The following is a 20889-nucleotide window of genomic DNA, read 5'->3' as shown; positions in this document are numbered from 1 at the left end:
TCCGTGTCCATAGCGAAGAAGGAACCGAGTAGCCGATGCGCTTTGCGGTTCACGCTAGACTTCATGAGCTGGCCACGAGAAATCCATGACCGCACTGATGAAGTATTATGAATTATACGACGACGTATACATCCCAGGTCGTTGGCATTTGAGGATGCCTCTCTTCGAAGATGGCGAGGGTGAGGGCCTCCCTGAGAGCGAGCGCGAGTTGTTTGACACCTACCGGTTCAAGGAGGGACGAGTACTGGAAGTCGAGAGGCCCATCCGCTTGTCCATGAAGCCGGTGGGCAGTGCGCTCGAATTCAGTGAGGCTATGGGGACACCCATCGTCCATCGGCGGGTGGTCTCGCTCTTCGAGCGCCTGGGGCTCCAGAAGGAGGTGCAGTTCATCCCCGTGGAGGTGGAGGGGCAGACGCAGCCCTGGTTCATCCTCAATGCCTTGCGAATCATCCGGTGCATCGACGATGCCCGGTGTGAGGAGGTGCTCTACTGGCTGCCGGAGGACAACCGCCCGGACAAGGAGGGCCAGTACCGTAACGTCGCGGGGCTGAAGGTGGACGTGGAGAAGGTAGGGGACGCCCACGTCTTCCGCCCCTGGGGTTGGAAGGTCGTCCTCATCGTCTCCGAGCACGTCAAGTCAGCCATGGAGGCCGAGGGCATCACCGGTATCAAATTCCTCGAGGTCTGAGCTGGGGGCGGGAGGGGCCTGGCTGGAGGCGGCCCGCGCCTGGCTGCTCTCTGAGTGGGGGTGCTGTTGCTAAGCATTGAGGGCGCTGGATTCGAGACCTGGCCCGAGGAGCGTGTGCATCATTTCCCCGCTCGCTGGCTCACTCACCTCGGGGGTATACCCGCCCCCAACCCGAGAGGACTCCGAGCGACCTCCAGGCGGTGAGCAAGGACAAGCACCTGCGCATCCTCTACGCGCCCGCACAGCCCCCAGACCTGGAGCCCAACGCGCCCGGTGCCGCGGCCGCTCGCGAGAAGATGAACCGCGAGCTGGCGGCCATGAACTTCGGCTTCGCGAAGGTGGAGCAGCTCTCCGGGAACGTGGGTTACCTCGACCTGCGCGGCTTCGTCGGCGCGGAGCTGGCGGGGGAGACCGCCACCGCAGCCATGAACCTCCTGGCCCACTCCGACGCGGTGATCATCGACCTGCGCCAGAACGGCGGCGGCTCCCCGTCGATGGTCCAGCTCATCACCATCAAGCGGGCCACCATCGTCGGTGAGACGACCGGCGGCGGTGCTCATCCGGTCAGGCCCCACTTCCTCGCCGATGTGCACCTGCTGGCGCTCATTCCCTTCGGCCGCGCGGTGAGCCCCATCACCGGCACCAACTGGGAAGGCACCGGAGTGACGCCGGACCTCCAGGTCCCGGCGGACAAGGCGCTCGTGGCCGCCCACCGTGATGCGCTGAAGAAGCTCCACGACCAGGCCCAGGACGCGGAACGGAAGCAGAAGTTCGCCTGGGCCCTCCAGAAGGTGGAGGCGCTCGCCAACCCGGTGACGCCGAGCGCCGAGGTGCTGAAGAGCTTCGCGGGCAGCTACGGGAAGCTCACCTTGAGCTACGAGAACGGCTCGCTCTGGTTCCTCTGGCCGGGGCGCAAGCTCCGCGCCGTCCCGATGACGGCGGACACCTTCACACTCGACGATGGTCGGGACGTCCTCCGCTTCCGCATGGAGACGGAGGCCTCCGGCAAGGTGACCGGGCTGATCGAGCTGTACGACGATGGCCGCACTGAACGGTCTCCGCGCACCGGAAGCTGAGCGGAGCCTGGATGGACCAGGGCACGTCCACCGCGTGTCCTCCGAACGGTGGAGCCGCCATGAGGGCCTGGGTCAGGCGATCGGCGAAGGCCCGGCCCTCGCGGGCGTAGGCGGCTGGCTCCTGCTCGTCCAGCCGGCCCCGCACCACCGACATCGCGATGCCGCCCACTACGACTCCTGACTGAGCTTACCCCGCGTTGCGGACTTTCTTGTCCAGGCGCTGAATCATGTCCTCCACGGCCGCGCGGCGCTTCGGCTTCTCGGCCATTCGCTTGATGGCGGCCATCATCCCCGCGCTCCTCTGGCGAATGCCCTCCTGCGCGACCGAGGTGACCTGCTCGTGGACGCTGAAGAATTTCGCGTAGGCATCGACGTGCTGGTAACCGACCTGCGCCATGAAGGCGGCGCTGAGGGCATCGGAATCGTTACCGGTGATGGGGTACTGCTCGTTGAAGGTGCCCTTCACCTGGATGTTTGGGAGCATCGTGAAGGGGCTGAGGGCGTTGATGCCGAAAAGCAGCGAGGACATGGTGGCTCCCTCGAGCTGCTTCTGGAGACCCGAAGGCATCGGCTGCGGGGGAACGCCGGTCGTTCCCGTCACCCAGGGCGCGGGATAGAGGGAGGGAATCTCGCTGATCATGGAGGTGACCCATGCGTGCGGCACGGCGTCGAGGCTGTTCCAGATGTTCTGGTTCCAGGCGAAATAGTCCTGTGCCAGGCCCAGGCTGACCGGCGGGAACACCTGCTGGAAGAGCTTGGAGAAGTTCTCGTCGCCAGGAGTGGGGCCGGCCGTCGGGAGCACGTGCACCTGGCCCCAGTTCGTGGTGCTGAACCTCGTGCCCTTCGAAGTCGCGAGGGCCAGGGCGAGCGTCGGCGCAAGCGCGCCACCGAGACTGTGGCCGGTGAAGATCAGCGTCTTCGAACTGCTCGAGCCCACCGAGCACAGGAAATCCACCAGGCTCTTCTGGGTCAGGTTGTCGACCATGTTCAGCAGGGTGTTGACGCCAAGCTGGGTCCCTTGCGAGATGTGCGGAGTGTCGAAGCCGGAGGGCCCATTGCACCCACCCAGCGACGGGAACGCCTGCGCCCAGGGGATCGCGCCGATGACGCAGTTGTCCTCCAGGATGACGTCACTCAGGAGGGCATTGAAGTTGGTCCCCGCGATGGCAACGAAGTAGGCGGACCGGTCGGGATTCGCCGCGACGTACATGGCATTGGCTGGGACGCCCAGGGGAGCGTAGACCACGGGGCCCCAGGCGAGCGACCACTTACCGCCCAGATTGGGAAACACGGCTTTGTTGAGGTGCTCCGCCAACTCGAAGGCCAGCGCGAAGGGAAGGCCCGACTCGTTGGCGTTACCCAGGTAGTTGGCCTCATGAGAGAGGATGAAGGCCTGCTGACAGAGATTGAGGGTAGGGAGTTGCATGGTAGTCCTTGTCGGGTGACTCGTACCGACTCGAGGGCACGAGGCGGGTGTGGGATTCCTGGCTTCCTTCTGAGCACCCGCGCAGGGACTGATAGCAATTCATGAGCCAGGTCCGGTCCGTGCCACCTTCCTCGGAGCGGGCGCTGTCACACCGTGGCGGCTGACATGTCGAGCCACGGTTGACGCGTCAGGCAGGAGGGCTGGCATGTCAATCACCGCCAGAGCAGAGCGCGTAGATGGCTCCTCCGGGGGCATGACTTCCCGCCTGGGAGCGGCTCATTCTATGTTCCACACAAAGGAACGTGGTCCGGGCGGTGGGAATCGAACCCACCTCGTTCTGAGAACACCCAAGGGGCTCGAAGCGCATGGCGACGAATCCGAGAGAGTTGCAGCCCATCGATGCATACCTGGCGGAACTGAAGGACCCGGCGGCGAAGAAGACGCTGGGGGCGCTGCGCATACAGCTCCGCAAGCTGCTTCCGGGGGCGGTCGAAACCATCAGCTACCAGATGCCCACCTTCAAGGTGGACGGGAAGGCCGTGGCCGGTTTCGCCTTCTTCAAGACCCACTGCGGCTACTACCCCTTCAGCGGCAGCGTGGTGCCGGCGCTGAAGGCGCAGCTGGACGGCTATGCCACGTCGAAGAGCGGCGTGACCTTCCCGCCCGACAAGCCGCTCCCGGCGAAGCTGGTGAAGACGCTGGTGCAGGCGCGGCTCGAGGAGATTGCCGCGAGCGGGAAGAAGCCCGCGGCCACGAAGAAGGCGGCCACGAAGAAGGCGGCCACGAAGAAGGCGCTCATCACCGAACGCGTGACCGACAGCGCCGTGAAGGAGGCGACCGGGCGGGACTGGAAGGGGTGGATGCGTGTGCTGGACGCGGCAGGGGCAGGTGAGCTGAACCACAAGCAGCTCGTCTCGCACCTGGCCCGAGAGGTGGAGTCCGGGTGGTGGCAGCAGTCCATTGCCGTGGCGTACGAGCAGGCCCGCGGCAAGCGGATCGTGGGCGAGACGGCGGCGACGGGCTTCCAGGTGGGAGTGGTCCGCACGCTGCCGGTGAGTGCCCATGACATGTGGGAGCGGGTTGCAACACAGGCGGAGCGATGGCTCGGTGTCGGCGCGACGCTGACGCTCGAGCCGGGGGCGAGCTACGAGGTTCCCAAGCGCCGTGGAGTCCCCGGAGTACGCGGCGAGGTCCGGGTGGTAAAGCCCGGGCAGCGCATCCGCATGACCTGGCAGCCAGATGGATGGAAGAAACCCGCGACACTGCAGCTCACGCTGGTACCGAAGGCGCGAGGCGTCTCCTTCCACGTCCATATGGAGAAGCTGCCAGACGCGAAGGCCCGCGAGGCGATGCGCCAGCACTGGTCCAAGGTGCTCGAAGCGCTCGCGTAGGGTGAGCGGGGGGTTCTTCAGTGAGGCCCTGACCAGGCCCGGCCCGCCTTCCTACTTGTTTCCCCGTTTGTGATAGACCCCCGCGTAGTCACCGCCAAAGTCTCCATACGACTGCTTTTCTTTGCTTCCAGCTTTCTTCGTGAAGCCAAGCCATTTCACCTGGAGGGTGTTCTTGTCGACGCCGGACGCGTCGATCATGGCGATGGGCTTCTTTCGATCGAACTCATCCCATGGCAGCAACGCTCCTCCGGTCCCCAGATCGGTGGGCTCCTTGAAGTAGATGGCCACCCTCTTGTTGGCTTCATCCAGCTCGTAATAGGCGCTGACGGAGATCTGATTCGACTCGACGCAGAGGCTGTCGTCGGTTTTATCGAACTGGATGTTCAGGCATCTTCCGCAGAAGCAGCCGTCTATTTCATGGGCATCTTCCTCGGCGCTTCCCGGAAACCATCGTCCTGTCAGCCGGGTCTTCAAGTCGGCAGTTCGGCCGCTTTCAGTGCAGCCCGGCAAGACCACCGCGAGATGGAGAACCACCAGGAAGACTCGCATACGACCCCTTCTACTCGAGGAGCACCCGTACTCCCGCCAGAAAGCGGCAATGCTCCTGTCTGCCGGTGTTCCGGAGCGCGTCGTCGCGTCAGCAGGCCGGACGTGGTCAGCCCCTTCGGCCGGTCTGCGAGGAGAGAGATAAACCGGTTGCAAACTGCAATCGGTTTGGATTAGGAGGTCACACAATGTCACTCGCGCTCTATGGTCATCCCTTCTCCTCGTACACGCAGAAAGTGCTCATCGCGCTGTACGAGAACGGCATTCCCTTCGATTTCCGCTGCATCGGGCCGGAGACGCCGCAGCACTCGGCGGAGTGGCTGCGGCGCTGGCCGCTGCGCAAGTTCCCGCTGCTCGTGGACGGCGAGCGCGACATCGCCGAGACCAGCATCATCATCGAGTACCTGCAGCTCGTGCATCCCGGGCCGGTGCGCCTGTTGCCCGCGGACCCAATGGCCGCGCTGGACGTGCGCTTCCTCGACCGCTTCTTCGACCTGCACGTCATGAACGCGGCGCAGCACGCGGTAGACGGTGCGCTGACAGGTGACCCGGTGAAGCGCCAGGAAGGACTGGCGCTTGCTACGCAAAAGCTGGAACGCGCCTACGCGTGGCTCGAAGGGCGGCTGGCTGGCAGGACCTGGGCCGCTGGCGCTGACTTCACTCTGGCGGACTGCGCGGCCGCGCCCTCGCTGTTCTACGCGGACTGGACGCACCGGATTTCCGAGGCGTTTCCCGTGTTGCGTGCCTACCGCGCGCGGTTGCTTGCCCGCCCGTCCTTCGCCCGGGCGGTGGAGGAAGCGCGGCCGTTCCGGCCACTCTTTCCCCTCGGGGCGCCGGACCGGGATTGAAGCCCCGCTCCGCAAGCACCTGACGGGGTTTACGGTGACGCTCGGTGCCGACGTGACAGTGCGGCGCTCGCGCGAGCTGGCTGGGGAAAGCGAGGCCCGCGCGGCGCCGGTGTAGGGGTCTGAGCACCCCCATGGGGCACTCGGTGTTACGGCGTGCAGCGTCGCGGGTGCGTCCGCCTCGGGCAAACCTAGCGACGGTGTGAAAGCCGGGCCGTTGCGGCGGTGAGGCCGCGAGCCCCGGGTCAGAGTTGTGTCTGGCACCCCACCTCCGAGGTGAGGGACACTGGCCGCCACGGCCTTGCATTCCGAAGGGCCGGAGGAGCCACACGTGCAGCCAAGAGTCCTTCAACCCATCTACCTGGTGTTGCTGGTGGCGATGGCGCTGGGGGGCACTCGAGCAAGGGCCGAGGACAAGCTGCCGGTGCTGGAGCCGGTGGGAGTGAGCGGGTACCAGGGGGACGAGGGGCAGGGGCTGAGGCTGAGCTTCAAGGGGTTGAAGCCGAACCCGGCGCTGGGGGTGTGGAGGGAGGAAGAGGCGAGGGAGGTGGTGGAGGCGCTGGAGGAGGAATTCCAGCAGGAGAGCAGGAGGAAGAAGGAGAAGCCGAACCCGGCAGTGATGTTGGCCCTGACGGGGATGCTGCCAGGGGATGCGAGGCCCTCGGCGTTGGAGAGGAGGGTGAGGGAGGAGTACGAGGAGCTGCTGGGGCCAGCGCTGGTGGAACTGCCGGGGACACTGGAGAGTGCCAGGTGGTTTCAGGCGCTGAGGCTCTCGCCGCGCTACATGGGGGAAGGAGTGAGGGAGGCGGCGCTGGAGCTGTTCAGCTCGCCCGCCGTCCTGCTGTCGGTGGGGACGTCCATGGTGCTGTACATGCTGGCGTGGGCGGTACCGGAGCCAGTGTTCTCCAAGGCGTTGGCGGGAGCGGTGACAGTGGGGCTGCTGCTGACGTACAGCGCGGCGGAGCTCTACAACGTGGGGCAGGCGTGCCTGAGGCTGTACCAGGAGGCGGAGGAGGCGAGGACGAGGGAGGAGCTGGAGGCGGTGGCGGAGAGGTTTGGGAAGGCGCTGGGAGTCGATTGCAGGGGACGTCTGTACGCCGGGCTCCACGCTCAACAAGCTGGCCACGAGAAATCCATGAGCGCGCTGATGAAGTATTATGAAATGTATGACGATGTGTATGTTCCGGGGCGCTGGCATCTGCGATTGCCTGTCGATGAACAAGGAACATGGATAGACACCTGGCAGTTCAAGGAGGGAAGAGTCTTGGACATCAAGAGTTCAATTCGCTTCCCTGTGAAGCCGGAGGGCGTTGCGCTCGAATACACAGAGACCATGGGGATTCCCATCGTCCACCGGCGGGTGGTTTCGCTCTTCGAGCGTCTGGGGCTCCAGAAGGAGGTGCAGTTCATCCCCGTGGAAGTGGAGGGGCAGACGGAGCCCTGGTTCATCCTCAACGCCCTGCAGGTCATCCGATGCGTCGACGATGCCCGGTGTGACGAGGTGTTTTATTGGGGACCAGAGGATGGGGAGCCAGACAGAGTAGGCGAATACCAGAACGTTCGAGGGCTCAAGGTGGACCCGGCGAAGATAGGGAAGGCCCATGTCTTCCGGCCCTGGGGATGGCTGGTGGTCCTCATCGTCTCCGAGCACGTCAAGTCAGCCATGGAGGCCGAGGGCATCACCGGTATCAAATTCCTCGAGGTCTGAGCTGGGGGTGGGAGGAGTCGAGCCGGCCCCTCCAAGCACCAGGGTGACCTTGAGCAGCGCTTCAACCAGGCACTCGCGCGTCTCTGCTACCCTCGACAGCGCCCGAGCTCGGCCCGCGCCTCCGTCGTCTCCTGGGCATAGGCCTTGCTCCAAGGGGTCAGCTCCCCCCAGGCGCGCCGCGCCTGCTCGCAGGCCTCTTCCACCGCGCCCGTCAGTCGGAGCGCCCGCGCGAGCCGACGACGCACCCTTGGGACGCGCGCGGAGACCACCTGCCGCGCCGTGAGCACCTCCAGCGCGGTCCTCAGTGGCGCCAGGGCCTCGGCGGGTTGGCCGCGTGCGAGCTGGACGTCCCCCAAGAGGAGCAGCGCCTCGATGCGCTCGGACGACGAAGGCCCCAGGTCTTTCTCCATGCTCGCGAGCGCCTGCTCCACATGACGCCGGGCGTCGTCCACCCGCCCCAGGAAGAGGAGGGCATCCGCCAGGGCGCGCAGCCCCGCGCCATCCACCTCGCCTTTGGAGACCAGGGGCTCTTGGATCGAGACGCCGCGTGCGTGGAAGCCTCGCGCTTCGTCCGGACGCCCCAGGAGGCGCAGCAGCCTCCCTACTTCGTGTACGTCCAGAGCCACCTCCGGGTGTGAGGCGCCATAGACGCGCTCGCGATGCGCCAGGACGCGCCGCACGTGCGCCAGCTCTTGCGCACGCTCGCCTTGCTCTCCGAGGACGCCGAGCCGGTTCGACGCCATCCCCATCAGCACCGGGCTGTCGGCGGCCACGCTCTTGCGTGCCACGGCCCAGCTCTCCTCCGCGGCCTCCCGCGCCTGGGCCCCATGTCCCCACTCGAAGTAGACGAGGGCCAGGTTGGACAACGTCCGGGCCACCGACAGGTCCTCCTCGCCCAGCGTCTGGCGAAGGATTCCGAGCGCCCGCTGGAGGACGGCCTCGGCGCTCGCCAGCTCGCCCAGGAGGGCCAGCGTGGCGCCCAGGTTCACCAGGGCCCGTCCCGTGTCCCGGTGCGTCGGACCGAAGTACTCCTCATGGAGCCGCAGCGCCTCCTCCTGCCAACGCTTCGCCTCCAGGAGCCGCCCCTGTTTCCGGGCCAGCAGGCCCAGCCGACCGCTCAGCTCCGCGTGCGCGTGCTTCTTGCCCCGCGCGCTGGCGGTCTCCAGCGAGGCACGCAGCAGCGGCTCCGCCTCGGAGAAGCGGCCCTCCTGCTCCAGGAGCTCCGCCTGCCCATGGTCCAGCAGGGTGTCCAGCTCGGCGTCTCGCAGCGTCTCCGCCACGGCCCGGGCGCGCTGGAGGAAGGGCCACGCCTCCGGGGTGCGCCCCAAGCCGTACCCGTGAACCCACGCCTGGGAAATCAGCACCCGTGCGAGCACTCCCAGATGTCGCCCCGCTTCGGCTGCCAGCGAGGCCTGGGCCAGGGACTTTCGAGCGTCCTCGAACGCGCCCGCGTCCTCCTGCAAGCGCGCGCAGAGCTGATGCGCCTCCGCCTCCAGGGGCCGGTGACGGGTGGCGAGCGCACGCTCCCGGGCGGGCAGCGCGATTCGCAGCGCCTCGGGGGTATGGCCCGCGAGCAATTCCGCGTTCGCCCGCGCGAGCTCCACACGCACCGCGTCCACCTCCGCGCGGACCGTCGGGTCTTCCGGCGGAGACACGGCCTCCTGCAACGTGCGCACGTCCGCGCATCGGGCCACGCCTCCGAGCGAGGCCCCCAGCCCGAAGCCCCGCTCCACCGTCCGCGCATCCGCGCCCTGGAGCGCCACCGTCAGTCGCGACAGCTCTCCCAGCCGCTGGTCCAGACACGTCATCCGAAGCTCCAGCGCCGCCTCCGACTGTTCGCCGAAGACGTGTGTCGCCTCGCAGGCGGACTGATGCGCGTGCGTCCAGTCCTGGGTCCACCGCTCCAGCGTGGAGGCCACGGCCTGGAACGAGGCCTCGGCCGCGGGGTCCTCCGTTCTCAGGAAGGCCTGATGCGTGGACTCCCGCACGGACGCGTCCCAGATGCCCACGAGGTGCCGCTCACTGCCCTGGCAGGCCTCGCTCGGCGTCGCCGATGAAGGCCCCAGCACGAGGAACCCCAGGCCCACCAGTCCTCCCGCGAGCACCGCCGCGGCGGCGCTGCGCTTCCAGGCCCCTACCTCTCGCGAGAGGCGAGCCCGCAGCACCTCCATGGACTCGAAGCGCCGCGACGGGTCCACGGAGAGCCCTCGTCGGACCACGGCCTTGAGCCACGAGGGCACGCCCCGCTTCTCGGGACGCACCTCCTGTCGCCGCATGGACGACAGGAGCTCCTCGCGCGTGGCTCCCGCGAAGGGGCGCTGCCCGTTGAGCGCCTCGTAGAGCGCGACGCAGAAGGCGAACTGGTCCGAGCGGGCATCCCCCCGCTCTCCACGGAGCTGCTCCGGCGCGGCATAGCCCGGGGTCCCCAGGAACGCCCCGGTGACGGTGAGGGGTTCTCCGCCGGAGACGAAGGCCGCGTCCTCCCGAGGAGGCTCCAGTGCCCCCGCCGCGTTGGCCAGGCCGAAGTCGGTGATGCGCACCTGGCCGTCGCGGGTCAGCAGGACGTTGTCGGGCTTGAAGTCGCGATGGATGACTCCCAGCGCGTGGGTGGCCGCCAGCCCATCCGCCGCCTGGATGAAGCGCGCGAGGATTTCCCGGCGCGTGCGCGGCTTCTCCGCCAGCCACTGCCGAAGCGTGCCTCCCTCGACGAGCTCCATCACCAGGAAGAGCTGCCCCTGGAGCTCCCCCACGTCGTGCAGTTGGGCGACATGGGGGTGCGACAGCCGGGCCATCGTGCGGGCCTCGCGCTCCAGTCGCTGACGCGCCTGGGCCAGAGAGCCCTCCCCGAGCCTCGCGAGGTTCAGCAGCTTGAGCGCCACCTTGCGGTCCAGCTCCGGGTCATAGGCGGCATGGACGCGCCCCATGCCTCCTTCGCCGAGCAGCCCGAGCACCATGTAACGCCCCACGCGCGCGCCGCAGACGAGCAGCCCCGTGTCGACCAGCGGTGGAGGCATCTCCAGCCCGCTCAGTGCGGCGAGCACGCTCCGGCACTCCGAGCAGCCGGCGACATGCTGGCGCACGGCCGCCGTGCCCTCGGGGTCCAATGCTCCACTCACATAACCGGTGAGCGTGTTCTCATCCGGGCAGCTCAAGCCCGTCTCTCCAGCAGACCGGAGAGGCTCAGGTCCAGCCGTCCATGGATGGCGCGCATCAGGCTGTCCACTTCCGGCTCGGGCAGCGACAGGCGTTCGGCGAGCGCGCGCCGCGTCCGCTTCTCCAGCAGTGCCTGCACCGCGGAGAGCCGGCGGGAGAGGGTGGACTTGTGCAGGCCGAACAGGTCGCCCATGCGCTCCAGGGAGAGGCGCTCGACGAAGTGCAGTCGCAGCAGCTCCCGGTCCTCGTCGTCCAGCGAAGCCACCGCCCGGATGAAGGCCGCGCGCACATACCCCCGGGCTTCCTCCCGGACGAAGCCCAGCTCCAGTCCTCCCGGCGCGGGGTGCTCGGCGAGCACCTCGGCCTCGACCTGCGACTCTTCCCCGAGCGCCTTGCGCATCCTCAGCGCGAGCCGCACCGCGGAGATGCTCACCCAGTGCAGCAGTGGGCCCACGCCCGCGTAGCCGAGCAGCCGCGAGGGCGCCTCCGCGCGTGGCATCAGGAGGTTGGCGCGGAGCGCCTGTAGCACCTCGTCCACGAACACCGGCGAGGGATGGATGCGAGACAGCGGAACGCGCAGCTTGAGGAAGACCTCCTGCTCCAGGAGTGCACGGGCCGCCGGCAGCCCCTGCGCGCAGGAGAGTGCGAGCGCGAGATCCCTGGCATGCAGTCGCTCCAGCGCGAGCATCGGGTCCACCGCCCGCGAGAGATGGGCCCCGAGGTGTCGCGCGAAGACACTCGGCTCGGGCGCGGCGTCGCGGAGGGCCGCGGCCTGGGAGACGGCGCGCTCCACGGCCTCTCTGGCTCCAGGCGCCTCACGAAGGCGGACGGCGGACGACTCGCCGGTGGACTGCAACACCCACTCGAAGGACTCGGAGTTGGTCCTATGCATCCCAAGCACTCCTGACATCGAACCCGCGATTCGACGGGGCGGGGCCTCGCCCATTCACAGGACGCACCGAAGGTGTCGCGCGCGGATGCGAAGGCGCGCCATCATCCCCTGGGAAACTGGGAGAGCCCTGCCCTGACGCGTCAACCGGTTCGTGGAACCGGGTACTCGCCAACCCCCGGCTCCGGGTGCTCCGTGCGCTGCTCCTGGGCCATGCGCTTCTTGCTCGCCTGAAGCGCCGCTGCTTCTTCCTGCCGGCGGCTGGTGATGTCACGGATGACAATCAGCCCGAGAATGATCTGCCCGGATGCATCCCTGACGGGAGCCCCATTGCTGCTGAGCAGGAGCTGTCTCCCATCCTGGCTGCGGAGGCGCATCGTCTCGCCGGTGAAGGTCTCACCCGCCAGCGCCCGGACGATTGGCAGCTCTTCCGGTTCCATCGGCTGGCCCGCCAGATGCCGGATGTCGTAGCGCTGGAGGTACTCGGGCAAGGACATGTTCAGCTCGGCGTTGCCCCGGATTCCCAGCAGCCGGAGTCCCGCGGGATTCGTGCCGACCACCCGCCCATCCAAGCTGGCGAGGAAGATGGCATCCGGAACACTGGCGATGATGGCCGCGAGCTGGAGAGCCTGTTGCTCGGCCTCCTTGTACAGGGCCTTCACCTCCGCCTCGCGCCGTGCCACCTCGGCCGCCATCCTGCGGAAGGTCGAGCCGAGCTCCTCCAGCTCATCACCCGTGTGGATGTCCACGGGCGGCTCCCTCTCTCCATGTGCCAGGGCCTGAGCGGCCGCCTGGAGTTGCTGGACCGGGCGGGCATAGGAGCGAGCCAGCCACAGGGCCAACAGGCTGTTCAACAGGAGGATGCCCGCGAAGGCGCCGAGCTGGAGGCGCAGCTGCGAGAAGAGGGGGGCCAGCGCGATGTCTCGAGGCGTGGATATGCCAACAGCCCATGGGTAGCGCGGGACGGGGGCGAAAGCGCCCAGGTGCTCGTCACCGGCGAGGGGGCTGGTGAAACGGGCCACCTGGGGCGAGAGGTCGGTCAACGCCTTCTTGATGGCGTCGATATGCATGAAGGTCCCGCTCTGCTGATAGGTCAGCTGGGAAGCCCCGGTATGAAAGGCCAGTCGGCTGTTCGAATCGGCCAGGAAGATCGTCTGCATCGGTTGGAGGTTGGCGTCGACGAACCGGTGCGCGAGCTGGTCGGAGCGGATCATGATGTTGACGACCCCGATGGGGCGCCCCTTTGGCCCACGGATGGGAATGCATGCCACCACTCCCGTGTGTTCGAGGCGCTTGAGCTCCAGCGCCTCGGAGATGACTGGAGCATTGGTCTTCATCACCTGCCGGAAGTATTTGCGGTCGCCGATCCGGAGCCTGGGGGTCGCGGGCTGGTTGGGATCCCCCCACCCGCGGTTGTCGCCGTTGACATCGTAGACGGCAATGGAGTCATACAGGGGGTAATGCTTGACCATCTCTTGGAGGTGCGGATCCAGCACACGGGGCTCCATGGTCTGCATCAGCGGATCCTGAGCCACGGCCCAGCCGAAGCCGATGGCATTGTCGAAGGTCTCGGCGATTTGCACGGACACAGACCGGGCTGTCATCGACTGCGCCTCCTGGATTGCGTCCTGGGTGCGTCGCAGATCGCTCAGGAAGCTGGCGATCAGCAGGACCAGGACGGGCAAGAGGACAATGGTGAATGCCATCAGCAGCTTGGCATGGATGCGCAAACGAGGCATGGATGCTCAGTGTGGAGAGGGTTTTGCTGGCTAGGGCCTCCTCGAGTCTTCAACCTGAAACATATCCCTGGGTTTTCGCGACCGCATTCGCCGCCCTCTTGACTGTCGTGCGAGTTGCTCGAAGGTCACTGCCCCCTGCTCGTGAGCCACCGCGAGTGCGCTCAGAAAGCTGGCCTCCGCCTCTTGCTCGCGGCCGAGCGCATGCAGACTCTCGCCCCGCAACCGATGGAGCACCGATTCGTAGGAACGCTCGCTCCCCAATCGGGCCAGGGCCTGGTCGACCACTTCCAACGCCTGTTGGGGCTGCTGCCGCCACAGGTGGATCTCCGCCAGCATTCCGAGGTTGTGGTGGTTCGCACCGGCCCGGATTCCGGAGGCCTGCCAATGCTCGAGCCCTTGCCGCATGAGTGCCAGCCCCTGAAGGGACCACCCCAGCCCGGCCAAGGCCCAGCTCCGCAAGAGCACCGACCAGCTCTGCCATAACCGGAAGCGGTGCTCGCCCGAGAGTGCCAGGCAGCGCTCCGACAGCTCCAGCGTGTTGGCCACATCCCCACGGTACTGGCAACCCAGGGCCACGGAATGGAGGGCGAAGGCGGAGGTGTGGAAGTGGCCAATCCGTCCGGCCAGCTCCAGCGCCTCTTCACCCCAGGAGCGGGCCCCCTCCAGCTCGCCTACGAAGGTGAGGATGATGGAGCCATGGGCCAGCGCCGCCACCCGCGGGTCCACCCAGTGCCGGCGTGCGAGGGCCCGGTGCTTGTCATAAGTGAAGCGCGAGCAATCGAGCGCTCTCTGGACCTGGTCCCGCGCGGCACGGCCCTGCCCTCGGGTGAGGCTCACCACGGATTCCATCCAGTACCCCAGGGCGAGCAGCTCGCGGTGCCGCGGACCCTGGCCCACCAGTCGCTCGGCCAGTTGCTGGGCCAGGTGCAGCTCTCCGCGTGCCATGTAGAAGGCGAAGGGTCCCCAGTAGGACAGCTCCAGCCGCGGCAGCACCTCGCCCACCTCATCGAACAGCACATGCGCGCGTGCGTAGGATTGTTCGGCCGCCGGGGACTGATAGCCCTGCAGCTGTACCAGGGGAAGGCCTCGCATCAACAGGAGCTGCAGCTCCTGTCCCTTGTGTTGGTCCGCGTCTGGCAGACCCCGCAGCAGCGTCAGCGCCTTCGTGAGATGGCCGATGGCCTCCTGATAAGCCGAGCGCTGGCTGGCATGCTCCCCCGCACGGGCCCACCAGGTGATGGCCTCCATATGCCATCCAGCCTCGGTGTAGTGATGCGCCAGCAGCTCGGGCTGTGACTCCGCTATCTCTGGACATCGCTCCGCCAGCATCATGGCGATGCGCTGGTGGTACTCGCGCCGGGTGCTACGCGGCAGCGATTGCCAGGCTGCCTCCTGGATGAGGGCGTGCCGGAACCGATACTCCGCTGGCCCTGCGTCCGGGTCCTCGTGCTGCAGGATGCCCGCCGCCACCAGGCCCTCGAGGTCACGGCTCCTCGCTGCTTCGGACTGCTCTATCAAGGTCGCCAGCAGCGGGCTCGAGATGCTTCGTCCTATCACCGCGCAGAACTGGGCCAACCCCTTCTGCCGCGGAGGCAGCGCGTCCAGGCGCGCGAGCAGCAGCTCGTGCAGGCTCAGGGGAATGGAGGCAGGCAGCACTTCAGTGATTTGCTGTTCCATCACCATGCGCGTCAACTCTTCCGCGAAGAGCGGAACGCCCTCCGTCCGCTTCACGAGCTGCTGAACGATTTCCGGCGCAAGGGGATGCTCCTGGGCCATCTTCCGCACCAGCGCTTTGGAGTGCTTCTCCGACAGCCGGTGCAGCGTCAGGACGTGGCAGCCAGACTGCTGCAGCGAGGGGTAACGCAGCTCGGGGCGGGAGCTGAGCAGCAAGAGCACTCGGGACTTCTTCACCGGCTCGAGCAGCCAGGCCAGGAATTCCAGGGTGGAAGGATCAACCCAGTGCAGGTTCTCCACGATGGCCAGCATGGGCCGCTCGCGAGTCAGGCCCCTCAGCAGCGCGGTCAGCGCCTCGAAGACCAGCGACTTCTGTCTCTCGGGCGTGAGCTGGGGGAAGGGCAGCTCCTCCACGGGCGGCAGGGACAGAAGAGAGGAGAGCGCCTGCAACTGCTCTTCCGAGAGGCCGTACCCATGCAGCTGCGGCTTCAACCGGAAGAGCGCGGAGGGGGAGAGGCCCTCCGGAAGGGCTTCCTGGAGCAGGCGCCGGAGCACCTCGATGACGGGGTGCAAGGGGCTGGAGGTGAACTGGGCGTCGCACTGGGCATTCAAGCGGCAGTCCGCCGAGGACGCCACCCGGACGTGCACTTCATGGATGAGGCGGGACTTGCCCAGGCCCGCTTCTCCGTAGAGAAGGATGGCGGTGCCGTGCCCCCGTCGAGCGCGCTCCCACAGGCGGAGCACCTCCCTCAGTTCCTGTTCCCGCCCGACCAGCGGTGTCAGCCCGAAGGCCGCACGCGTTCGTTCGAAGCGGGACTGCTCCTTGCGCTGGCTGAGCGCCCGGTAGACCCGCATCGAGCGGGTGGCCGGCAGCCCCTCCGGGGCTTGTGTTCCGAGCTCTTCCAGCTCGAAGGCACCGCGCACCAAGGTGCGGGTGGCTTCGGTGAGGAGCACCGTGCCTGGCCTGGCCTGCCGGGCCAGCCACGCGGCCACCTCGGGGGCTTCTCCTGCAAGGGCAGGAGCGCCTGCGCTCCGCGACTGAGGGCTCTCGTGCAGCGCCACCGTGTCCGTGTGGATGCCCACCGCCACGGAGAGCCCTGGCGGGGGGCGGCGCCGCAGCTTCTGCTGAAGCAGCTGCGGGAAGCTCTTGCTCAGGAGCATTCCAGCCTGGACGGCATGTTTGGAATCATCCTCGTGGGCCTGGGGGTAGCCAAAGCAAGCCAACACCTGGGCCCCGATGGTCGGTGTGACCGAGCCGCCATAGCGGCCGAGGAGCTCGGCGCAGACCCCGTGGATGGCGGCCTCCAACTCATCGCGGTCCTCGGGCTCGGGCAGTTCCGGGAGGCCGACAGGCATGCAGCACACCAGCGTCACCTGCCGGCGCTGGGGTGTGCTGGGGCGCGCTGGCTTGTGGTGCAGCCCGAGGTGTTCCCCCAGCTCGAACAGCTCCTCCAGCAACTCCTGGCCGGAGGGGATGCGCCGGGCCGGGTCCTTGGCCAACGCCGAGGCGAGCAGCGGCTCCACCTCCGGTGCCAGCTCCGGGTTGCGCTCACGTGCCGAGGGCATCGGCTCTGGCGAGAGCACCCGAGTGTGGAGCTGCTCGAAGCTCAGGCCTGAAAGGGGCAGTTCTCCGGTCAGCAACTCATAGAACACCACCCCCGCGGCCCAGATGTCCGCACGCTGATCCTGCGGCTCGCCGCGCCACTGCTCCGGCGCCATGTACGCGGGGGTGCCGGCCCTGGGCAGGCTGGGCACTGGCGAGGCGCTCACCACCTGATGGGCCAGACCGAAGTCCAGCAACTTCACCGTGCCTTTACGAGTGAGGAAGACATTGGCGGGTTTGAGATCCCGGTGGACGAGGTGCCGCCGGTGCGCATGAGCCAGACCGGCGGCCACCGCCTCCATGATCTCCATTGCCCGTTTCATTCCCGGCCGGCCCCGGTTCAGCAACTGCTCGAGCGACTCGCCTTGTAGGAACTCCATCACCAGGAAGGGCACCTGGAGCCCGCCATGCTCGACATTCCACTCGGCCACGTCGAAGAGCTTGACGATGTTCTCATGGTTCAGCCGAGCGACGGCCCGTGCCTCCTGCTGGAGCAGGCTGAAGGCAGCACGGTCGGGCGGTCCGGCATGGGACTGGAGAAACTTGAGCGCCACGATACGTTGCAGCGCCGAATCCCAGGCCCGGTACACCTTGCCCATGGCACCGCCGCCGAGTGACTGCTGAATCTCGAACCGCTGACCATCGGGCCCCCCCAGCCGTTCCCCAGGCACTGGGTTGGGCAGCCAGCTCTCCGTGCGCGTGACCTCCGCCAGGAAAGAGTCCGCGAAATCCGATTCGTCTTGCGGCGGTTTCGGCTGGGACTGCTCCTGGGAGGGGTGACTCCCTTTGTCCTGCATTGCCTGGCCTCGTGTCATTCGCTCGACTGCCAGCAGGCACCGGAGCGTGCGGATTGCCATTCACTCCGGACCCTCCCCTCGCCGACGGAGCCGCCGCCTGCCCATCCAGTGACGAATGTGCACGGCCACTCCGGGGAGCAACACGCCCAGGGCAAGGGCAGGGCCGCTCGCTGGCTCGGAAACAGCGTCCCCGGTCGCCTCATCACGAGCGCTTTCGCCGCGGACCGCCGTGCAGCGGCTCGGCCAGCGTTGCCAGGGCATCCACGAAGAGCCGGACCTTTGCCGGAAGATTCAGCCGGCTCGGGTAGACGACGTGGATGGCCCGCTGCATCGCGGGCCTGGGGCCGAAGAGGAGCTTCAGCCGGCCGTCACGGACTGCATCCCGGCAGAGGATGGCTGGGACTCGCGCAATGCCCACCCCGGCAATCGCTGCCTCGCACGCGAGCTCGAGATCATTCACGGTCAGGACCGGATCGATTCGAGACTTCACCCCCTCGGCCTCCCACGTCTCGAACGCACTGAAGCCAATGCAGCGTGCGGAGCGGAGCTCCCTGGCGCTCGGCGTGCCGTACTTCGACAGGAAGCGGGGGCTCGCGACGAAATGGAACGGGCTCTCGCCGAGCTTTCGCGCCACGAGCGACGAGTCGTCGAGCGGGCCGATGTGAATCGCGACATCCAGCCCTTCTTCGATGAGGTGGATACGGCGGTCTGCCAGCACCACCTCCACCCTCACCTGGGGATGGCGGGCGAGGTATTTCGCAACCACGGGGGTCAGGTATCGCCGGCCGTAGAGCATTGGCGAGGAGACCCGCAGCAGGCCGGTGGGCTCCGCCTGCCGCTGTTGCACCTCACTGTTCGCCTCGTCGATCTGTGCGGCGATGGCGGAGCAGCGCTCGTAGTACGTCGCTCCGGCCCCGGTGACCCGCAGGCGTCGCGTTGTTCGTTCGAGAAGCCGCACCCCGAGCCGCTCCTCCAGCTTGCTGATGCGCTCGCTGATGGTCTGCTTGGTGATGCCGAGCTGGCGCGCCGCCCGGGTGAAGCTCTCCTCGCGAACGACCGCGGCGAAGAGGATCATGTCCGCTGGTGAAATCATGACCGTCAAGCCTAGCCTGACAATGAGTTCGCTGGTGGCCACATTGTCAGGGACCCCCGGCTGCCGCATGTTGCCGCCTCCCGCCGCCTTCAAGGAGCGTCACCCATGAAGCTCTACTTTGCCCCCAGAACCCGAGCGATCCGTCCCCGATGGCTGCTGGAGGAACTCGGGGTCCCCTACGAGCTGGTCAAGCTCGACCTCGCTCGACAGGAGAACACCACCCCCGCCTACCTGGCGGTGCATCCGCTGGGCGAACTCCCCGCCCTGGTGGATGGGGAAGTCACGCTGCTCGAGTCCCTGGCCATCTGCCTCTATCTGGCCGACCGGTTCCCGGAGAAGCACCTGGCGCCGCCAATGGGTTCCGCCGAGCGCGGCCCCTATTACCAATGGATGGCCTTCGCCGAGGTGAGCCTCGATCCCGCGGTGATGGCGTTCTACGCCAGCGCGCACTCGAATGAAGAGCTCGCGAAGCACAGGACCCGCCTCACGGCCGTGCTCGACTTCATCACCGCGGGCCTCGGCGACCGTGAATTCCTCGTTGGAGGGGCGTTCACCGCGGCCGATGTGGTGATGGCGTCCATCCTCCACCTGGCCAACACGCTGAAGCTGCTCGACGGGCATCCGCGGCTGGTGGAGTACGTCAAGCGCCACACTCAACGTCCGGCGGTGAGGAAGGCCGTCTCGGGGTGAGACGTTGAAGGCAGGCGCGTTCGTCACGCCCAGGCCTTGCGTACCTCCGCGTAATAGTTCCGGAAGAACGGAACCATCGCCGCTCGGTTGCTGTCGACAATCGCCAGGAGCTCTGGCGGGAGAACGAACTCTTCTTCCCCCAGGGCTTCATAGAGCGAGTCCAGCATTTGCTGGTAGAAGCGCGGGAAGGCGCGGTGCCATCCGACCTTCGGCAGCCGGATTCCGTGCTCCCAGCCCATCGCCAGGTAGTGCTTGAGCGCCTCCGAGCACGCCTCCTTCAGGGTGTAAAGGGTGATGGGCTTTCGCTCCGGCAAGAAGTCGTCATGGACGAGGCCGGGCTGGCCACACAACCGCCGCGCCAGGTGCTGGCCGAGCAGCGGCGAGAGGAAGAGGCCGTCGCGGTACGTGCCGGTGAGCAACCACAAGCCGTCCACGGACGTCGGGCCGATCAGCGGGCACGTGTCGACGGTGACGGGCCTGTTGCCCGCCTGCCAGGCGACGAGCTGCGCCGCGCAGAGGTCCTGATCGATCTGCTCGAGGACGCACTCGAGCAGGAAGAACATATCGGCCGGCGTGGTATGCAGCATCGGCCGCGCCAACAGGGTGTTCGTCGCGCCGAAGTAGAGCTGGTTGCCCGCGCGGGGCAGGCCGTGCAGGCCGCAAGCAAACGCGCGGTTCGGTGTCCGCACGACGTGCTGGAGCGATGGCTTCGCCGCTTGCAGCAGAAGAGACGTGCCCCCTCCGCAGAAGATGCGCGGGATGCGGCGGGCGAGGTCCGGATGCTCATCGAGCACGGCCTGCGTCCCTACCCCCATGGCGAGCACGGCCCGTGGGGTCGCGATCGTACGCCCGTCCTCGAGCCGGACCCCGGTGACGCGCCCGCCGTGGATATCGAGTGTCTTGACCGTCCCGTCCACGAGCGACACCTTCGGGGTCTGCTCGAGCACCAGGGTGAGCGCCCTCACCAGGCGGCTGGCGTCCACCGAGCCCTCGCGAGGCAGGAACAGCGCTCGCTTGGGCCGACAGTCCTCCGCGGGGTTCAAGCCGGGGACCTGGTTCGGCTCGAGCTCCTCACAGGGCTCGTCCCCCTCCTTCACCGCTTGCTGGATGGCTGCGTAGTTCTCGTCCTCGATCGTCCCGGATTTCGCATTGCTGAACACGATCGTGCCGGGGTGGATGTGCACCTGCTCGTGGGAGGGCAGCGTGCTGTTCAGCTCCTCGAGCCACGTGGGCCAGAGGCGCGCGGCGAGCATGCCCTTCGCCAGTTTGGCGCGGCCCGGTGCCGTGCGCAGCAGCGGCGCCGTCACCTCTCCGTAGCAGCCGAGCATCGCCCCCGCGGCCACGGACGCCCCGCCGGGCCGCCCCGCCGGACCTACCACGGCGATCCGCAGCTCCGGGTCTTGGAGAGAGAGGGCACGCGCGGTCGCCAGGCCCAGCGCGCCGTTGCCCGCCACCACGATGTCATAGGTGTTCATTGGTCTCTGGCTCCGCTGGTTGGAAAAGGTCAGCCACGCGTCGGCTCTCGAAACAGGGCCCGCCGCACCCAACATGCGGGCACGGCGGGCCCTCGG

14 protein-coding genes and 1 pseudogene are annotated in these 20889 nt (G+C 67.3%); 7 read left to right on the top strand and 8 right to left on the bottom strand.

The genetic code is table 11. The features are described 5' to 3' along the window. Positions 1 to 85: 85 nt before the first annotated feature. Entirely contained in the window at positions 86 to 688 is a 603-nt protein-coding gene (locus tag OV287_RS54345; protein ID WP_373371895.1) for an imm11 family protein, read from the top strand. A gap of 200 nt (positions 689 to 888) precedes the next feature. Next, a complete protein-coding gene (locus OV287_RS54340) occupies positions 889 to 1764 on the top strand; it encodes a S41 family peptidase (protein WP_267541980.1) in 876 nt (291 codons plus the stop codon). A 187-nt stretch (positions 1765 to 1951) separates the two neighbouring features. Here OV287_RS54340 and OV287_RS54335 read toward each other — a convergent pair whose 3' ends face one another. Beyond that, on the bottom strand, positions 1952 to 3190 hold the full coding sequence (locus OV287_RS54335; protein WP_267541979.1) for a lipase family protein: 1239 nt from the start codon (positions 3188 to 3190) through the stop codon (positions 1952 to 1954). Positions 3191 to 3555: 365 nt separating this feature from the next. On the opposite strand from OV287_RS54335, the gene OV287_RS54330 reads away from it, so the two are divergent. After that, a complete protein-coding gene (locus OV287_RS54330; protein WP_267541978.1) occupies positions 3556 to 4581 on the top strand; it encodes an SRPBCC domain-containing protein in 1026 nt (341 codons plus the stop codon). 51 nt (positions 4582 to 4632) lie between these two features. Here OV287_RS54330 and OV287_RS54325 read toward each other — a convergent pair whose 3' ends face one another. Then, positions 4633 to 5130 (bottom strand): hypothetical protein, encoded by a 498-nt coding sequence (locus OV287_RS54325; RefSeq protein WP_267541977.1) that lies wholly within the window; start codon positions 5128 to 5130, stop codon positions 4633 to 4635. Between the two features lie 185 nt (positions 5131 to 5315). Here OV287_RS54325 and OV287_RS54320 point away from each other — a divergent pair, with 185 nt between their 5' ends. The 3 genes and pseudogenes from OV287_RS54320 (at position 5316) to OV287_RS56770 (ending at position 7680) form a co-directional block, all read left to right on the top strand. After that, entirely contained in the window at positions 5316 to 5975 is a 660-nt protein-coding gene (locus tag OV287_RS54320; RefSeq protein ID WP_267541976.1) for a glutathione S-transferase family protein, read from the top strand. Between the two features lie 328 nt (positions 5976 to 6303). Next, positions 6304 to 7044, top strand: a pseudogene (locus OV287_RS56775) (AHH domain-containing protein); the annotation flags it as partial. Between the two features lie 63 nt (positions 7045 to 7107). Then, a complete protein-coding gene (locus OV287_RS56770) occupies positions 7108 to 7680 on the top strand; it encodes an imm11 family protein (protein WP_444546342.1) in 573 nt (190 codons plus the stop codon). 86 nt (positions 7681 to 7766) lie between these two features. Here OV287_RS56770 and OV287_RS54310 read toward each other — a convergent pair whose 3' ends face one another. The 5 genes from OV287_RS54310 to OV287_RS54290 form a co-directional block, all read right to left on the bottom strand. Then, positions 7767 to 10832: a serine/threonine-protein kinase gene (locus tag OV287_RS54310; protein WP_267541974.1), complete on the bottom strand. Its 3066-nt coding sequence runs from the start codon at positions 10830 to 10832 to the stop codon at positions 7767 to 7769. Then, positions 10829 to 11725: a transcriptional regulator gene (locus OV287_RS54305; protein ID WP_267541973.1), complete on the bottom strand. Its 897-nt coding sequence runs from the start codon at positions 11723 to 11725 to the stop codon at positions 10829 to 10831. Before OV287_RS54305 ends, OV287_RS54310 begins: the two co-directional genes overlap by 4 nt. Before the next feature lie 140 nt (positions 11726 to 11865). Next, a complete protein-coding gene (locus tag OV287_RS54300) occupies positions 11866 to 13461 on the bottom strand; it encodes a cache domain-containing protein (RefSeq protein ID WP_267541972.1) in 1596 nt (531 codons plus the stop codon). Positions 13462 to 13491: 30 nt separating this feature from the next. Then, on the bottom strand, positions 13492 to 17535 hold the full coding sequence (locus tag OV287_RS54295) for a protein kinase domain-containing protein (protein WP_267541971.1): 4044 nt from the start codon (positions 17533 to 17535) through the stop codon (positions 13492 to 13494). A gap of 202 nt (positions 17536 to 17737) precedes the next feature. Beyond that, entirely contained in the window at positions 17738 to 18628 is an 891-nt protein-coding gene (locus OV287_RS54290) for a LysR family transcriptional regulator (protein ID WP_267541970.1), read from the bottom strand. A gap of 105 nt (positions 18629 to 18733) precedes the next feature. On the opposite strand from OV287_RS54290, the gene OV287_RS54285 reads away from it, so the two are divergent. Continuing rightward, positions 18734 to 19318: a glutathione S-transferase family protein gene (locus OV287_RS54285; protein WP_267541969.1), complete on the top strand. Its 585-nt coding sequence runs from the start codon at positions 18734 to 18736 to the stop codon at positions 19316 to 19318. 23 nt (positions 19319 to 19341) lie between these two features. Here the strand turns inward: OV287_RS54285 and OV287_RS54280 are convergent, their stop codons facing one another. Further along, on the bottom strand, positions 19342 to 20793 hold the full coding sequence (locus OV287_RS54280) for an NAD(P)/FAD-dependent oxidoreductase (RefSeq protein WP_267541968.1): 1452 nt from the start codon (positions 20791 to 20793) through the stop codon (positions 19342 to 19344). Between the last annotated feature and the right edge of the window lie 96 nt (positions 20794 to 20889).

Origin of the sequence: Archangium lansingense (assembly GCF_026626635.1) — a bacterium.
Lineage (GTDB): Bacteria > Myxococcota > Myxococcia > Myxococcales > Myxococcaceae > Archangium > Archangium lansingense.
The sequence above is the reverse complement of the archived record's forward strand: the minus strand, read 5'-3'. Positions and strand labels throughout refer to the sequence as shown.

Bases quoted from the DNA above. Each gene is read 5' to 3' on its own strand.
- OV287_RS54285 (WP_267541969.1), top strand. From the start codon at position 18,734: ATGAAGCTCTACTTTGCCCCCAGAACCCGAGCGATCCGTCCCCGATGG.
- OV287_RS54290 (WP_267541970.1), bottom strand. From the start codon at position 18,628: ATGATTTCACCAGCGGACATGATCCTCTTCGCCGCGGTCGTTCGCGAG.
- OV287_RS54335 (WP_267541979.1), bottom strand. From the start codon at position 3,190: ATGCAACTCCCTACCCTCAATCTCTGTCAGCAGGCCTTCATCCTCTCT.
- OV287_RS54345 (WP_373371895.1), top strand. From the start codon at position 86: ATGACCGCACTGATGAAGTATTATGAATTATACGACGACGTATACATC.
- OV287_RS54320 (WP_267541976.1), top strand. From the start codon at position 5,316: ATGTCACTCGCGCTCTATGGTCATCCCTTCTCCTCGTACACGCAGAAA.
- OV287_RS54305 (WP_267541973.1), bottom strand. From the start codon at position 11,725: ATGCATAGGACCAACTCCGAGTCCTTCGAGTGGGTGTTGCAGTCCACC.
- OV287_RS54280 (WP_267541968.1), bottom strand. From the start codon at position 20,793: ATGAACACCTATGACATCGTGGTGGCGGGCAACGGCGCGCTGGGCCTG.
- OV287_RS54300 (WP_267541972.1), bottom strand. From the start codon at position 13,461: ATGCCTCGTTTGCGCATCCATGCCAAGCTGCTGATGGCATTCACCATT.
- OV287_RS56770 (WP_444546342.1), top strand. From the start codon at position 7,108: ATGAGCGCGCTGATGAAGTATTATGAAATGTATGACGATGTGTATGTT.
- OV287_RS54330 (WP_267541978.1), top strand. From the start codon at position 3,556: ATGGCGACGAATCCGAGAGAGTTGCAGCCCATCGATGCATACCTGGCG.
- OV287_RS54325 (WP_267541977.1), bottom strand. From the start codon at position 5,130: ATGCGAGTCTTCCTGGTGGTTCTCCATCTCGCGGTGGTCTTGCCGGGC.
- OV287_RS54295 (WP_267541971.1), bottom strand. From the start codon at position 17,535: ATGCAGGACAAAGGGAGTCACCCCTCCCAGGAGCAGTCCCAGCCGAAA.